The organism is Citrobacter sp. Ce119 (genome assembly GCF_030334525.1).
Classification (GTDB): domain Bacteria; phylum Pseudomonadota; class Gammaproteobacteria; order Enterobacterales; family Enterobacteriaceae; genus Citrobacter; species Citrobacter europaeus.
On record NZ_JAOWDR010000059.1, the window covers coordinates 168925 to 184455 of the forward strand.

General features: G+C 54.8%; 13 protein-coding genes. 6 read left to right on the top strand and 7 right to left on the bottom strand.

Annotated features, from left to right (window positions below; genetic code table 11):
* Positions 1–23: 23 nt before the first annotated feature.
* The gene (locus tag OGV80_RS17845) at positions 24–209 is read right to left on the bottom strand and encodes a glycine cleavage system protein T (protein ID WP_227093261.1); all 186 of its coding nucleotides are present in this window, start codon (positions 207–209) and stop codon (positions 24–26) included.
* Positions 210–440: 231 nt separating this feature from the next.
* Between OGV80_RS17845 and rimO the strand changes: the two genes are divergently transcribed.
* Complete coding sequence (gene rimO / locus OGV80_RS17850; protein ID WP_003831616.1) at positions 441–1748, top strand: 30S ribosomal protein S12 methylthiotransferase RimO; 1308 nt, start codon at positions 441–443, stop codon at positions 1746–1748.
* Between the two features lie 93 nt (positions 1749–1841).
* Here the strand turns inward: rimO and gsiD are convergent, their stop codons facing one another.
* The 5 genes from gsiD to iaaA are packed head-to-tail and all read right to left on the bottom strand — an operon-like array spanning position 1842 to position 8113.
* Positions 1842–2753 (bottom strand): glutathione ABC transporter permease GsiD, encoded by a 912-nt coding sequence (gene gsiD, locus OGV80_RS17855; protein ID WP_043015712.1) that lies wholly within the window; start codon positions 2751–2753, stop codon positions 1842–1844.
* Positions 2754–2755: 2 nt separating this feature from the next.
* On the bottom strand, positions 2756–3676 hold the full coding sequence (gene gsiC / locus OGV80_RS17860; RefSeq protein WP_032942797.1) for a glutathione ABC transporter permease GsiC: 921 nt from the start codon (positions 3674–3676) through the stop codon (positions 2756–2758).
* 46 nt (positions 3677–3722) lie between these two features.
* The gene (gene gsiB, locus OGV80_RS17865) at positions 3723–5261 is read right to left on the bottom strand and encodes a glutathione ABC transporter substrate-binding protein GsiB (RefSeq protein ID WP_043015711.1); all 1539 of its coding nucleotides are present in this window, start codon (positions 5259–5261) and stop codon (positions 3723–3725) included.
* 28 nt (positions 5262–5289) lie between these two features.
* A complete protein-coding gene (gene gsiA, locus OGV80_RS17870) occupies positions 5290–7161 on the bottom strand; it encodes a glutathione ABC transporter ATP-binding protein GsiA (protein WP_043015710.1) in 1872 nt (623 codons plus the stop codon).
* On the bottom strand, positions 7148–8113 hold the full coding sequence (iaaA, locus tag OGV80_RS17875; RefSeq protein ID WP_080625514.1) for a beta-aspartyl-peptidase: 966 nt from the start codon (positions 8111–8113) through the stop codon (positions 7148–7150). The genes gsiA and iaaA overlap by 14 nt, the downstream gene beginning before the upstream one ends.
* Before the next feature lie 200 nt (positions 8114–8313).
* Between iaaA and moeA the strand changes: the two genes are divergently transcribed.
* Both moeA and moeB read left to right on the top strand, forming a co-directional pair.
* The gene (moeA, locus tag OGV80_RS17880) at positions 8314–9549 is read left to right on the top strand and encodes a molybdopterin molybdotransferase MoeA (protein ID WP_075144944.1); all 1236 of its coding nucleotides are present in this window, start codon (positions 8314–8316) and stop codon (positions 9547–9549) included.
* The gene (gene moeB, locus OGV80_RS17885; protein ID WP_087051503.1) at positions 9549–10298 is read left to right on the top strand and encodes a molybdopterin-synthase adenylyltransferase MoeB; all 750 of its coding nucleotides are present in this window, start codon (positions 9549–9551) and stop codon (positions 10296–10298) included. The genes moeA and moeB overlap by 1 nt, the downstream gene beginning before the upstream one ends.
* Positions 10299–10380: 82 nt before the next feature.
* On the opposite strand, the gene fsa is transcribed toward moeB, so the two are convergent.
* The gene (gene fsa, locus OGV80_RS17890; protein ID WP_043015706.1) at positions 10381–11043 is read right to left on the bottom strand and encodes a fructose-6-phosphate aldolase; all 663 of its coding nucleotides are present in this window, start codon (positions 11041–11043) and stop codon (positions 10381–10383) included.
* A 131-nt stretch (positions 11044–11174) separates the two neighbouring features.
* On the opposite strand from fsa, the gene OGV80_RS17895 reads away from it, so the two are divergent.
* The 3 genes from OGV80_RS17895 (at position 11175) to OGV80_RS17905 (ending at position 15495) form a co-directional block, all read left to right on the top strand.
* Complete coding sequence (locus OGV80_RS17895) at positions 11175–12074, top strand: glycyl-radical enzyme activating protein (RefSeq protein WP_286515438.1); 900 nt, start codon at positions 11175–11177, stop codon at positions 12072–12074.
* 5 nt (positions 12075–12079) lie between these two features.
* Positions 12080–14512 carry a glycyl radical protein gene (locus tag OGV80_RS17900; RefSeq protein ID WP_087052980.1) on the top strand — a complete coding sequence of 811 codons (2433 nt, stop codon included), beginning with the start codon at positions 12080–12082 and terminating at the stop codon, positions 14510–14512.
* A gap of 167 nt (positions 14513–14679) precedes the next feature.
* Positions 14680–15495, top strand: coding sequence for a Cof-type HAD-IIB family hydrolase (locus OGV80_RS17905; RefSeq protein WP_087052981.1), 816 nt, complete (start codon positions 14680–14682; stop codon positions 15493–15495).
* Positions 15496–15531 lie beyond the last annotated feature (36 nt).

A 15531-nucleotide genomic window follows, 5' to 3' on the forward strand; every position in this document is an offset into this window, starting at 1 on the left:
TGGGTAATAGACAGGTGAATTATTTAAACTCTGGGTTTGCGAGCGTCAGTTTTTTGCCGAATAATTTCATGACTGGCGATAAACGTTAATTCTGTCATTAATACACGCCAACTTAAGCCTGTAGCCAGTGAGATATAATATAAACTCACACCATTAGCATAAAGAGTTTTCGCCATTTCAAGTTTCGACTGCAAAACAATATCTTTCAAATTTAACCTCATTAATAACGCTCGACGAGATAAAATTTACGATAATTAATTTCTACAGCCAAGAAGTGGCACTTAAAGCCGGAATTAGACTCGCTAAACACCTTCCGCTAACCGATCCACTATTTATGGGTATTGGTCCTTATTCTCCCGGTCTTATGCTGATCAGATATAGATGTACCGTGAAGGCATCTGTATAATCGCCCGATTACGAGCAATGTACAGTATAAGAAAATGGCAAAAATTGGTTTTATATCACTAGGTTGTCCGAAAAACCTCGTCGATTCCGAGCGCATCCTGACCGAACTTCGTACCGAAGGCTATGATGTTGTGCCAAGCTACGACGACGCGGATATGGTTATCGTTAACACCTGCGGTTTTATCGACAGCGCGGTTCAGGAGTCCCTGGAAGCAATCGGCGAAGCGCTGAACGAAAACGGCAAGGTGATCGTCACCGGCTGTCTGGGCGCGAAAGTCGATCAGATCCGTGAAGTTCACCCAAAGGTACTGGAAATCACCGGGCCGCACAGCTACGAACAGGTTCTGGAGCACGTTCACCACTATGTGCCAAAACCTAAGCACAACCCGTTTCAGAGTCTGGTTCCTGAGCAGGGGGTCAAGCTGACTCCGCGCCATTATGCCTATCTGAAAATTTCTGAAGGCTGCAACCACCGCTGCACGTTCTGCATTATTCCGTCGATGCGTGGCGATCTGGTGAGCCGCCCGATTGGCGACGTCCTCAGCGAAGCCAAACGTCTGGTGGATGCAGGCGTAAAAGAGATCCTGGTCATTTCTCAGGATACCTCCGCCTACGGCGTGGATGTGAAGCATCGCACCGGTTTCCATAACGGCGAGCCGGTCAAAACCAGCATGGTTGATCTGTGCGAGCAGTTATCAAAACTGGGGATCTGGACGCGTTTGCATTACGTCTATCCCTACCCGCACGTTGATGACGTGATCCCACTGATGGCGGAAGGCAAAATCCTGCCGTATCTGGACATCCCGCTGCAGCATGCCAGCCCGCGTATTCTTAAACTGATGAAACGCCCAGGTTCCGTGGACAGACAGCTGGCGCGCATCAAGCAGTGGCGTGAAATCTGCCCTGAACTGACGCTGCGCTCCACCTTCATTGTCGGTTTCCCGGGTGAAACGGAAGAAGACTTCCAGATGCTGCTCGACTTCCTGAAGGAAGCACGTCTGGATCGCGTGGGCTGCTTTAAATACAGCCCGGTAGAAGGCGCTGGCGCCAATGATCTTCCGGACCAAATCCCGGAAGAGGTGAAAGAAGAACGCTGGAACCGCTTTATGCAGTTGCAACAGCAGATCTCTGCTGAACGCTTGCAGGAGAAAGTGGGCCGCGAAATTCTGGTTATCGTTGATGAAGTTGACGAAGAAGGCGCGATTGGTCGCAGTATGGCTGACGCCCCGGAAATCGACGGCGCGGTATACCTGAATGGCGAAACTAAGGTGAAACCTGGCGATATCATCCGCGTGAAAGTCGAAAACGCAGATGAATACGATCTGTGGGGCACCCGCGTTTAAATAAGCGTAAGCCAACTGCAGACCGGATTAGGCGTTTCGCCGCATCCGGCAAGGCCTGATAACGATGCCAATGCGTCTTATCAGGCCTGTGATTTACCCTTTAATTTTCGGGTCCAGCGCGTCGCGCAGACCATCTCCCAGCAGGTTAAACGCCAGCACCGTCAGGAATATCGCCACTGCGGGGAAAATCGCCACGTGCGGCGCGATCACCATATCAGCGCGTGCTTCATTGAGCATGGCCCCCCACTCCGGGGTCGGCGGCTGCGCACCCAAGCCCAGAAATGACAAGCTCGCGGCAGAGATAATCGACGTGCCAATTCGCATGGTAAAAAAGACCACTATCGATGAAACCGTACCCGGCAGGATATGGTTAAAAATGATGGTCGCATCGCTGGCGCCAATACTGCGCGCAGACTCAATAAAGGTCTGCTGCTTCAGCACCAGCGTATTTCCGCGCACCAGGCGTGCGAAGGCAGGAATGGAGAAAACGGCCACGGCAATGATCACGTTCGCAATGCCGCTGCCCAACACGGCGACGACGGCTATCGCCAGCAAAATCCCCGGAAAGGCGAACAGCACGTCGCAGATACGCATAATCAGTCTGTCCCACCAGCCTTCATAGTATCCTGCCAGCAGACCCAACACCGTGCCAATCGCCGCACCAATAAACACGGCAAAGACCCCTGCCGCCAGCGAGATTTGCGCGCCAACCAGCACGCGGCTAAAGATATCCCGTCCCAGTGAGTCAACCCCAAACCAGTGCAGCATCGACGGTCCGTCATTCAGACGGTCATAATCGAAGTAGTTCTCGGCATCAAATGGCGTCAGCCAGCGCGCAAAAATCGCCACCGCTATCAGCAACAGGACAAACAGCCCCGCAAACATCGCCATGCGCTGACGGCGGAAACGACGCCAGAATTCATGCCACGGCGTGCGGATTTGCTCAGGCTTAACAAGGGGCATCGCATTTAAAATCGCCTGTCGGCGCCAGTTAAAAAATCGCATCCTTACTTGTACCTGATAGCCGGATTAATGGCGGCGTAGAGCACATCCACCACTAAGTTAATAAGAATAAACTCCAGAGAAAACAACAGCACCTCGGCCTGAATCACCGGGTAGTCGCGCATTTCAACTGAGTCCACCAACAGCCGCCCAAGCCCTGGCCAGTTGAATACCTTCTCAACCACAATAGATCCGCCGAGCAAAAAGCCAAACTGTAGCCCCATCATGGTGACCACCGGGATCATCGCATTACGCAGACCATGTTTTAACACCACCCAGGTTTCACTCACTCCTTTAGCCCGCGCGGTCCGCATATAATCTTCACTGAGCACATCGACAAACGACGCGCGGGTAAACCGGGCCAGCACCGCAGCCACCGCCGCGCCCAGCGTAATAGACGGGAGGATATAGTGCAGCCAGGTGTCAGCACCAACGGTGGGTAACCAACCGAGCTCAACGGAGAATATCTGCATGAGCAGCATGCCAAGCGCAAATGCCGGGAACGAGATCCCGGTGACCGCCAGCGTCATACTCAATCTGTCCGGCCAGCGATTGCGCCATACCGCGGCAATAATCCCTGCCGTCATGCCAAATAACACCGCCCACGCCATACTGGCAATAGTCAGCCATAGCGATGGCATAAAACGACTGGCTATCTCTTCTGAAACCGGGCGACGAGAAACCATCGAGGTCCCAAAATCGCCTTGCAATACATTGGTCATGTAATGCCAGAACTGAACATGCAGCGGCTGGTCCAGACCCAGTTGCTTGCGCACCAGTTCAATCACCTCGGCGTCAGCTTCCGGTCCGGCAATCAGCCGGGCCGGATCGCCGGGTAGCAGGTGAACAAATAAAAACACCAGCACCGCAACAATCAACAGAGTTGGAATCAACCCCAGCAGGCGCTTGAAAACATAGTTAAGCATCACACTCCCTTCGTCGGCCCCTGGGCTGCGGGGCCGAATGAATAGCTTATTTTAAATCCGCATCATCAAAGCTAAATCCGGTATCCGGCATAATCCAGAACCCGGTCAACCTGGTGCTGTGCGCCGAAATCAGTTTTTCCACTACCAGCGGGATCCACGGCGACTCTTTCCAGATAGTATCCTGCGCATCCTTGTACAGCTTCGCTTTCTGCGCAGGATCGTTGGTTTGCAACGCTGCCGCTAAATCACTGTCCACCTGCTTGTTGCTGTAGAACGCCGTATTAAACAGAGTCGGCGGCCAGTTTTGTGATGCAAACAGCGGTGACAACGCCCAGTCAGCTTCACCCGTAGAGGCAGACCAGCCGGTGTAGAACATCCGTACTCCGCTCTCTTTTTGCGCTTTTCCTTCAACTTCCGCGGCGCGTTGTCCGGCATCCATCGCTGTTACCTGAGCCTTAATACCCACCTGCGCCAGCTGCTGCTGGGTAAATTGCAGCACTTTCTGCGCCGTACTGTGGTTATGCGAAGACCATAACGTGGTGGTAAAACCGTTCGGATAACCTGCTTCTTTCAGCAGTTCGCGCGCTTTCGCCGGGTCGTATGGCCATGGCGTATAGCTTTGCGCATAGGCTATCGACGGGGGGAGAACGCCGGTTGCCGGCGTCGCGTAACCGGCAAAAGCCACTTTCACCAGCGCCTGGCGGTTGATGGCATAATTCAGCGCTTCACGCACCTTCGGGTTGTCGAATGGTTTTTGCGTGACGTTCATGCTGATATAACGCTGCATGATAGACGGACTAGCCACCAGTTCCAGGTTTTTGTTCTTCGCCAGTAACGCCGCCTGCTCGTAAGGGATCGGGAAAGCAAACTGCGCTTCCCCGGTCTGCAGCATGGCCGCACGCGTGTTGTTGTCGGTCACTGGACGCCATGTAATCGTATCCAGCTTTGGCAGCCCTTGCTGCCAGTAGCCCACGAACTTCTTAACCTTCACAAAATCCGTCTGATTCCAGGTATCAAGCTGGTACGGCCCGGTCCCCACTGGGTGGAAACCTATCTCCTTACCGTATTTCTCCAGCGCGGCGGGAGAAATCATCGCCGTTGCCGGATGCGCCAGAATATTGATAAAGGCAGAGAACGGCTGTTTCAGCGTAATCTTCACCGTCGACGGATCGACGACTTCGGTTTTATCGATATTCTTATACAGATTGTAACGTTTCAGATGGTTTTCCGGATTACTGGCCCGGTCGAGGTTAGCTTTAACCGCATCGGCGTTGAAGTCAGTGCCATCCTGAAACTTCACGCCCTGACGCAGCTTAAGGGTGTAAGTCAGGCCATCATCAGAAACCGTATAGCTCTCCGCCAGCACGTTTTTCAGCTTCATCTCTTTATCAAGGCCAAACAGCCCCTGATAAAACGACTTCGCTACCGCCTGCGACAGCGTGTCGTTCGCGTCGTAGGGGTCGAGCGTGGTGAAATTAGATCCTACCGCCACCACCACATCCTTGGCGGCCCAGCCAGGTGTTGCGGCCAGCGCAGAGGCCACACCCACAGCAACCAGCCATTTTCGAGCAACAATTTTTGTCATGTTATTCTCCTTAAACCCTGCCTGCCTGTTATAAACGCGAAAGCGCATTTTCTGGTTGCCCACGCGCGACATAATGCCCCGGGCCAACTAACTGTAGTGAAACGGGGGGAATCTCTTCGCCGCGTTTGCGGATATTACTGGGGATATCATCCGACAACAGCACGCGCTGGGGCCGGTGATGCGATGGATCGGCAACCGGGACCGCCGCCATCAGTTTGCGGGTGTATGGGTGCTGCGGATTTTCAAACACCGCGCGCCGGGAGCCGATCTCGACAATCTGCCCAAGGTACATTACCGCCACACGGTGACTGATCCGCTCCACCACCGCCATATCGTGGGAAATAAACAGGTATGCGATCCCCAGTTCACGCTGCAGGTCGAGCAACAGGTTGATAATTTGCCCGCGAATCGAGACATCCAGCGCCGAAACGGATTCATCGGCAATGATCACCTTGGGATTGAGCGCCAGCGCCCGGGCAATGCAGATACGCTGACGCTGACCACCGGAAAACTCGTGCGGATAGCGCCAGGCATGCTCAGGGAGCAATCCTACGCGCTTCAGCAGCCAGGCAACTCGTTTTGCCGCCGCATCCCCTTGCAGTAATCCATGCACGCGCAACGGCTCTAAAATGGAATATCCTACGGTCTGACGCGGATCGAGCGAAGCATAGGGGTCCTGGAAGATAAACTGAATATCCCGACGCAGCGGCTGTAGCTTACTGGCGGCCAGGGTATCGATACGCTGGCCATTGAAGATGATTTCTCCACGCTGAGACTCTACCAGACGCAGTAGCGCCCGCCCGGTGGTGGATTTCCCGCAACCCGACTCCCCCACCAGCGAGAGCGTTTCTCCGGGCCACAGGTCAAAGCTGACGTTTTCAACCGCATGCACCTCGCGAGTCACCCGATTAAGAATGCCGCTGCGCAAAGGAAAACGCGTTACCAGATTACGTACCTGCAGAATAGGCTCGCCTTCAACCACGGTGTCCTGCTCGGTCTGCGGTTCTACATGACTGGGATCGTGTAATGATATAAGTGGGAAACGGCGCGGATACTCTTGTCCACACATCGCGCCAAGCTGCGGCACAGCGGCCAACAGCGCTTTGGTATAGGGGTGCTGGGGAGCATGAAAAATCTGCTCAACGCTGCCGGTTTCTACTGCCTCACCCTGATACATCACCAGCACGCGATCGGCAATATCCGCCACGACGCCCATATCGTGGGTAATAAAAATCACGCCCATCGACATATCCTGCTGCAACACTTTTATCAGTTGCAGGATCTGCGCCTGGATAGTGACATCCAGCGCGGTGGTCGGCTCATCGGCAATTAAAACCGCAGGGCGACAAGACAGCGCCATGGCGATCATCACCCGCTGACGCATGCCGCCGGAAAGCTGGTGCGGATAACGCGATAAAATCGCCTTCGCCTCAGGGATACGGACCTGATCGAGCATCCGTTTAGCTTCCACCATCGCCTCTTCGTGACTGGCCCCCTGATGCAAACGGATTGACTCGGCAATCTGCTCACCCACGGTGAATACCGGATTGAGCGATGTCATCGGCTCCTGGAAGATCATGGCGATATCCGCGCCGCGTACGTGACGCATCTGCGACGCGCTCTGCTCACCCAGCTCAATAACCTGTCGGTTACGGCGTCGTAGCAGCATTTCATCGCAACTCACCTCGCCGCCTGCCTGTTCAATCAGACGCATCAGCGACAAGGCTGTTACCGATTTTCCTGAACCGGATTCGCCCACGATCGCCAGCGTTTCGCCACGCTTCAGGCGAAATGACAGATTGCGCACCGCACTGACGCGCTGCTGCTCCTGTTCAAAGGCAATATTCAGATTGTTGACTGCCAGCACGTCGCTGGCGTCAAGCTCATCACTGTGTGGCAACGGTATCTCCTTTTTCCCGATAAATACCGGTGGTTGGCGTATCGCCTGCGTATCCCCAGGCGCGATACATGCCTTCGCTGTTAAATGGCAGGGCGACGTTGCCCTCGTGGTCGATGGCAATTAAACCGCCGCTGCCGCCGAGCGCCGGTAATTTTTCCATTACTACGCGTTCACACGCCTCCGATAAACTCAGGCCGCCGTAGTCCATCAACGCCGCAATATCATAGGCCGCCAGCGCACGAATAAAGACTTCCCCGGTTCCGGTGCAGGAGACAGCCACACTTGCATTATTGGCATAACAGCCTGCGCCGACCAGTGGACTGTCCCCCACCCGACCGGGTAATTTGTTGGTCATTCCGCCGGTCGATGTTGCCGCCGCCAGATTGCCATACATATCCAGCGCGACCGCCCCCACGGTACCCATTTTGGTGTTTTCATCCAGTGGGCTCGCGCTATGATCCAGTAGCGTTTCACCTGCCGCTTGCGCCGCCAGCAGTTGAGCATAGCGTTCTGGCGTCGAGAAAATATCCGCCGATACGTGCTCCATACCGTGCGCAATGGCAAATTTTTCAGCCCCTTCACCGATCATCATGACGTGCGGGCTGTGTTCCATCACCAGGCGCGCCGCGAGAATCGGATTTCTCAGATGACTGACCCCGGCGACGGCTCCCGCATTCAGCGTATTGCCGTCCATCACGCAGGCGTCCAGTTCATGGGTTTCATCACGGGTATATACCGCGCCAATTCCGGCATTAAACAACGGACACTCTTCCAGCAAGCGCACGGCTTCGGTCACTACATCCAGTGCGTTACGACCGTCCTCAAGCATCCGCTGGCCGGTTTCAACAATATCCGACAGCGCCTGTATATAACGCAACTCTTGCTCCTGGCTCAGCTGCGAACGGGTGATAGCCCCTGCGCCGCCGTGAATTGCAATGACTGCTTTACCCATTTTTTTCGTCCATCAGGTGGCAGATACCGGGGTTATAAATATCAGAATTTCTGTGACTTATTGATTCGATTTTTGAATATAGAAAGATGCAGACGTCATGTAAAGGTAAAGGCCAGCACCTAAGACTGAGGTGGCATACTGTCCGCGTCCATTTTCTGACATAATGAGCGGATTCGATTTTGCCCCGCAGGAGTCTTCTCATGGAATTTACCGCCGGACTGATGCCGCTTGAAACGGCTCTCTCTCAGATGCTGTCGCGTATTACCCCGCTTACCGCTGTTGAAACGCTGCCGCTGGTTCAATGCTTTGGCCGCATTCTGGCCACCGATGTCGTCTCCCCGATTGATGTGCCGGGATTCGATAACTCGGCAATGGATGGCTATGCGGTGCGATTAGCCGATTTACAGTCTGACCAGCCTCTGGCTGTGGCAGGCAAAGCTTTTGCCGGTCAGCCTTTCCATGGCGAGTGGCCTGCGGGAACCTGCATCCGCATTATGACTGGCGCCCCGGTGCCTGTCGGTTGTGACGCGGTGGTGATGCAGGAGCAAACGGAACAAACCGACGACGGTGTGCGTTTTACCGCCGAGGTCCGCAGCGGACAAAATATTCGTTTGCGCGGCGAAGATATTGCCAATGGCGCGGTGGTGTTTCCCTCCGGGACGCGCCTGACCACCGCCGAGCTTCCCGTGCTGGCTTCGCTCGGTATTGCCGAAGTCCCCGTTGTGCGTAAAGTCCGCGTGGCGCTGTTCTCTACAGGCGATGAGCTGCAGTTGCCGGGTCAACCGCTGGGCGACGGACAGATTTATGACACCAACCGTCTGACCGTTCACCTGATGCTGCAGCAGTTGGGCTGCGAAGTGATCAACCTGGGGATCATTCGCGACGATCCCAACGCGCTACGCGCCGCGTTTATCGAAGCCGACAGCCAGGCCGATGTCGTCATCAGTTCCGGCGGCGTTTCCGTAGGCGAAGCGGATTACACCAAAACCATTCTGGAAGAGCTGGGAGAAATTGCCTTCTGGAAGTTGGCCATCAAACCGGGCAAACCGTTCGCCTTTGGCAAACTGAGCAACAGTTGGTTTTGCGGCCTGCCGGGTAACCCGGTGTCTGCAGCCCTCACCTTTTATCAACTGGTACAACCGCTGCTGGCAAAACTCAGCGGCAACACCGCCTGCGGGCTGCCTGCGCGCCAGCGCGTACGTACCGCATCACGCCTGAAGAAAACGCCTGGCCGTCTGGATTTTCAGCGCGGTGTGTTGCAGCGCACCGCAGAAGGCGAACTGGAAGTCACCACCACCGGACATCAGGGCTCGCATATTTTTAGCTCCTTTAGCCTCGGCAACTGTTTTATCGTGCTGGAGCGCGATCGCGGTAACGTCGAAGCCGGAGAATGGGTTGAGGTCGAGCCGTTTAACGCACTGTTTGGAGGCCTGTAATGGCGGAACTCAGCGACCAGGAGATGATGCGCTATAACCGGCAAATCATTCTGCGCGGCTTCGATTTTGAAGGCCAGGAAGCGCTCAAGGAGGCGCGGGTACTGGTCGTTGGTCTGGGGGGGCTGGGATGTGCAGCAACCCAGTACCTTGCGGGCGCTGGCGTCGGGCATTTAACCCTGCTCGACTTTGACACGGTCTCCGTGTCGAACCTCCAGCGCCAGACACTGCACAGCGATGCGACCGTTGGACAGCCAAAGGTGCTCTCCGCCCGCGACGCACTGACGCGGATTAATCCATACATCGCCATTACGCCGGTGAATGCTCTGCTGGAAGATAGCGAGATTCACGCGCTTATTGCCGGGCACGATTTGGTGCTGGACTGTACGGATAACGTCAGCATCCGCAATCAACTGAATGCCGGATGCTTTGCCGCCAGGGTTCCGCTGGTTTCTGGTGCGGCAATTCGCATGGAAGGACAAATTACCGTATTTACGTATCAGGAAGGGGAGCCCTGCTACCGCTGCCTGAGCCGTCTGTTCGGTGAAAATGCCCTGACCTGCGTCGAGGCCGGAGTGATGGCCCCGCTGATCGGCGTGATCGGCTCATTACAAGCGATGGAGGCCATTAAGCTGCTGGCAAACTACGGTAAACCGGCGTCGGGAAAAATCGTCATGTACGACGCCATGACCTGCCAGTTTCGCGAAATGAAGCTGATGCGTAACCCGGGGTGTGAGGTTTGTAGTCGGTAATAAAGTCGGGTGGCGNCGCTTACCCGACCTACAACGGCTCGAACGTAGGCCAGGTAAGCGTTAGCGCCACCCGGCAACAGCATCAGATCGATGTACGACCGAATGCACTCTGCCAGTCGTGCTCGAACTTCGCTACGGCGGCATCAACGGCCGGAGAGCTAATCATCTGCTGAGCGACATCCAGCGGCAGCGTGATGGACTCGCAACCCGCCAGCAGGCAATCCAGCGCCTGACGCGGTGTTTTGAAACTGGCTGCCAGGACTTTGGCGTGTGGGGCATGCATTTTCAATAAGGCCTGCAGATCGTTCACCGTCTGAATGCCGTCTCCCCCCTGCGCATCCACGCGGTTAACGTAGGGCGCCACGTATTCCGCCCCCGCCAGCGCAGCGAATAGCCCTTGAGCGGCGCCGTATACGGCGGTACCCAGCGTCGGGATGCCCTCTTCTTTCAGCAATTTAATGGCCGTCAGACCTTCTGCCGTCACCGGCACTTTAACTACGATATCCGCGATGATTGCCCGCAGTTTACGCGCATCGCTGACCATACCTTCGGCGGTGGTCGCCATTACCTGAGCAAACAGTCGTCCTTGCCCTCCCATCGCCTCCTGCAGTTGCGGCAGTAACACCTCCAGCGTCTGCTTACCTGCCGCCACAATGCTTGGGTTAGTGGTCACCCCTGCCAGCGGAAAAACACGCGCCAGCGCTTTTACCGCGGCAACGTCAGACGTATCTAAATAGAGTTCCATAACCTTTCCTCAAACGAATAATTGCATGGATAAAAGGTAGCACGGCGAAACCTCACAGTTAGTTGACGCACGTCAATATAACTTTCATTCGAAAGTAATTTAATCTTTATACGAAAGAAAAGAGGCCGCTTATGATTTTCAATATCCAGCGCTATTCCACGCATGATGGTCCCGGGATCCGTACCGTGGTGTTCCTTAAGGGATGCTCCCTGGGCTGTCGGTGGTGCCAGAATCCGGAAAGCCGCGCACGCACGCAGGATCTGCTCTATGACGCGCGTTTGTGCCTCGAGGGTTGCGATCTTTGTGCTCAGGCAGCATCGGAGGTGATTGAACGGGCGCTAAGCGGATTGCTGATTCATCGCGAAAAACTGACCGATGACGCGCTTACCGCGTTGACCCACTGCTGTCCGACGCAGGCACTGACCGTCTGCGGAGAGATAAAAAGTGTGGACGAGATCATGGCGACCGTATTGCGTGACAAACCGTTTTACGACCGCAGCGGAGGGGGCCTCACCTTATCCGGCGGAGAACCGTTTATGCAGCCTGAGCTGGCGACAGCGTTGCTCAAAGCCAGCCACGATGCCGGCATTCATACGGCGGTAGAAACGTGTCTGCATGTTCCGTGGAAGTATATTGAACCGTCATTACCTGACGTCGATCTGTTCCTGGCCGATTTAAAACATGTGGCCGACGCCCCGTTTAAACAGTGGACCGATGGGCGTGCCTCTCGCGTACTGGAAAATCTAAAAAAACTGGCCGCCGCTGGTAAAAAAATGATCATCCGCGTACCGCTGATTCAGGGATTCAACGCTAACGAAGCCGCTATTCAAGCCATTACCGATTTTGCCGCCGACGAGCTTCACGTCGGTGAGATCCATTTTTTGCCCTACCACACCCTGGGCATCAACAAATACCACTTACTCAGTCAACCCTACAACGCACCGGATAAACCGCTTGATGCGCCTGCACTGCTCGAATTTGCCCAGCAGTACGCCAGCCTTAAAGGTTTAACCGCGACCCTACGAGGATAATCGCCATGACCACACTGAAACTGGACACACTCAGCGACCGTATCAAAGCGCATAAAACGGCCCTGATCCACATCGTAAAGCCGCCGGTTTGTACCGAGCGCGCCCAGCACTATACCGAGATGTACCAACAGCATCTGGATAAACCCATCCCGGTTCGCCGCGCGCTGGCGCTGGCCCATCATCTGGCGGAACGTACCATCTGGATTAAGCATGACGAGCTGATCGTTGGCAACCAGGCGAGTGAAGTACGTGCTGCGCCTATCTTCCCGGAATACACCGTCTCCTGGATTGAAAAAGAGATCGACGACCTCGCCGACAGGCCGGGCGCAGGTTTCTCGGTAAGCGAGGAGAATAAACGTGTATTGCACGAGGTGTGTCCGTGGTGGCGTGGTCAGACCGTGCAGGATCGCTGCTACGGGATGTTTACCGACGAACAGAAAGGGCTGCTGGAAACCGGCATTATCAAAGCCGAAGGTAACATGACCTCCGGCGACGCACACCTGGCGGTAAACTTCCCGCTGCTGCTGGAAAAAGGTCTCGACGGCCTACGCCACAAAGTCGATGAACGTCGTTCCCGCATCAATCTGACATGTCTGGAAGACCTCCATGGCGATCAGTTCCTGAAAGCGATAGGTATCGTGCTGGAGGCCGTCAGCCTGCACATTGAGCGCTTCGCCACGCTGGCACGTAAAATGGCGTCCACAGAAACTCGCGCCAGCCGTCGTGATGAACTGCTGACCATTGCGGAAAACTGCGATGTGATCGCCCATGAGCCGCCAAAAACGTTCTGGCAGGCGCTGCAGTTGTGCTATTTCATTCAGTTGATCCTGCAAATTGAATCTAACGGTCACTCGGTGTCGTTTGGTCGTATGGATCAGTATCTCTATCCGTTCTATCGTCGTGACGTAGAACTGAACCAGAGCCTCGATCGCGAGCACGCCATTGAGCTGCTGCACAGCTGCTGGCTGAAGCTGCTGGAAGTGAACAAAATCCGCTCCGGTTCCCACTCCAAAGCATCGGCGGGCAGCCCGCTGTATCAGAACGTGACCATTGGTGGACAGAATCTGGTTAACGGTCAGGCGATGGATGCCGTCAACCCGCTCTCCTACGCGATTCTGGAATCCTGCGGCCGACTGCGTTCTACGCAGCCCAACCTGAGCGTGCGTTATCACGCAGGGATGAGTAATGACTTCCTGGATGCCTGCGTGCAGGTGATCCGCTGCGGCTTCGGGATGCCAGCCTTTAACAACGATGAAATCGTCATCCCGGAATTCATTAAGCTTGGCATTGAACCGCAGGACGCCTATGACTATGCAGCTATTGGTTGCATCGAAACCGCCGTTGGCGGCAAATGGGGCTACCGCTGCACCGGCATGAGCTTTATTAACTTTGCCCGCGTAATGCTGGCGGCGCTGGAAGGTGGTCGTGATGCCACCAGCGGCAAAGTCTTCCTGCCACAGGAAAAAGCGCTCTCAGCCGGTAACTTCAACAATTTCGACGAAGTGATGGACGCCTGGGATGCGCAGATTCGCTACTACACGCGTAAATCTATCGAAATCGAGTATGTCGTCGACACCATGCTGGAAGAGAATGTACATGATATTCTCTGCTCCGCGCTGGTAGACGACTGCATCGAGCGCGCGAAAAGCATTAAGCAAGGCGGCGCGAAGTATGACTGGGTATCAGGTTTGCAAGTGGGTATCGCCAACCTCGGCAACAGTCTGGCGGCTGTGAAGAAACTGGTCTTTGAACAAGGTGCTATCGGTCAGCAACAGCTGGCCGCCGCGCTGGCCGACGATTTTGACGGTCTGACCCATGAGCAATTACGCCAGCGACTGATCAACGGCGCGCCGAAATACGGCAACGATGACGATAGCGTTGATACGCTGCTGGCCCGCGCTTATCAGACCTATATCAGTGAATTGAAACAGTATCATAATCCGCGTTACGGACGTGGCCCGGTTGGCGGCAATTACTACGCCGGCACCTCGTCTATCTCCGCAAACGTACCGTTTGGCGCGGCAACGATGGCAACGCCGGATGGCCGTAAGGCGTACACCCCGCTGGCGGAAGGCGCAAGTCCGGCCTCCGGGACGGACCATCTCGGCCCAACGGCGGTAATTGGCTCGGTGGGAAAACTGCCGACCGGTTCAATCCTCGGCGGTGTGTTGTTAAATCAGAAACTGAACCCGGCCACGCTGGAGAATGAATCCGATAAGCAAAAGCTGATGATCCTGCTGCGTACCTTCTTTGAAGAGCACAAAGGCTGGCATATTCAGTACAACATTGTCTCGCGTGAAACGCTGCTGGAAGCCAAAAAACACCCGGATCAGTACCGCGACCTGGTGGTCCGTGTAGCAGGTTATTCCGCCTTCTTCACCGCGCTGTCTCCGGATGCGCAGGACGATATCATCGCCCGTACTGAACACATGTTGTAAAACCCCCGCCCGGTGACGCTGCGCTTACCGGGCCTTCATATCTCCCCCTTAGCCGGGTAAGGCGAAGCTGTCACCCGGCCTTTTACTTTCATTCGAAATTAAATTTGTGCCACAGGTCACATTGTTATTAGAATGTTTCTGGTTGCAGTTATAAGCCAGGAGCAAATATGACCATCAAAGTTATCGTCACCGATATGGACGGAACTTTTCTCGACGATGCCAAGCAATACGATCGTGCACGTTTTATGGCGCAGTATCAGGAACTAAAAAAACGAGATATCGAATTTGTCGTGGCCAGCGGCAACCAGTATTACCAGTTGATCTCTTTTTTCCCGGAGCTCAAAGATGAGATTTCTTTTGTCGCCGAGAACGGGGCGTTAGTCTTTGAACATGGCAAACAGCTGTTTCACGGTGAGCTAACCCGCCACGAATCCCGCATTGTTATTGGCGAACTGCTAAAAGATAAGCATCTCAACTTTGTGGCTTGCGGCCTGCAAAGCGCCTACGTTAGCGAAAATGCCCCAGAGTCCTTTGTCGCGTTGATGTCAAAACACTATCATCGCCTGAAACCCGTGAAGGATTATCAGGACATCGACGATGTACTGTTCAAGTTCTCGCTAAATCTACCTGACCAACAGATCCCATTAGTTATCGATCACCTTCATTCAGCCCTTGACGGTATTATGAAGCCCGTTACCAGCGGCTTTGGGTTTATCGACCTGATCATTCCTGGTTTACATAAAGCCAACGGGATCAGCCGTCTGCTAAAGCGCTGGAACCTGTCACCGCAAAACGTGGTCGCGATTGGCGATAGCGGTAATGACGCGGAAATGCTGAAAATGGCACGCTACTCTTTCGCTATGGCCAACGCTGCAGAGAGTATCAAAGCGATTGCTCGCTATCAGACCGACGACAACAACCATCAGGGCGCGCTGAACGTGATTCAGGCGGTGCTGGATAACACTTCGCCTTTTAACATCTAATCCTGCCAACCGGGGTATCCCTTACCCCGGTTTTCA

Coding starts and splice junctions, on each gene's coding strand:
- rimO (WP_003831616.1), top strand. CDS start 441: ATGGCAAAAATTGGTTTTATATCACTAGGTTGTCCGAAAAACCTCGTC.
- gsiD (WP_043015712.1), bottom strand. CDS start 2,753: ATGCGATTTTTTAACTGGCGCCGACAGGCGATTTTAAATGCGATGCCC.
- gsiC (WP_032942797.1), bottom strand. CDS start 3,676: ATGCTTAACTATGTTTTCAAGCGCCTGCTGGGGTTGATTCCAACTCTG.
- gsiB (WP_043015711.1), bottom strand. CDS start 5,261: ATGACAAAAATTGTTGCTCGAAAATGGCTGGTTGCTGTGGGTGTGGCC.
- iaaA (WP_080625514.1), bottom strand. CDS start 8,113: ATGGGTAAAGCAGTCATTGCAATTCACGGCGGCGCAGGGGCTATCACC.
- moeA (WP_075144944.1), top strand. CDS start 8,314: ATGGAATTTACCGCCGGACTGATGCCGCTTGAAACGGCTCTCTCTCAG.
- moeB (WP_087051503.1), top strand. CDS start 9,549: ATGGCGGAACTCAGCGACCAGGAGATGATGCGCTATAACCGGCAAATC.
- fsa (WP_043015706.1), bottom strand. CDS start 11,043: ATGGAACTCTATTTAGATACGTCTGACGTTGCCGCGGTAAAAGCGCTG.
- OGV80_RS17895 (WP_286515438.1), top strand. CDS start 11,175: ATGATTTTCAATATCCAGCGCTATTCCACGCATGATGGTCCCGGGATC.
- OGV80_RS17900 (WP_087052980.1), top strand. CDS start 12,080: ATGACCACACTGAAACTGGACACACTCAGCGACCGTATCAAAGCGCAT.
- OGV80_RS17905 (WP_087052981.1), top strand. CDS start 14,680: ATGACCATCAAAGTTATCGTCACCGATATGGACGGAACTTTTCTCGAC.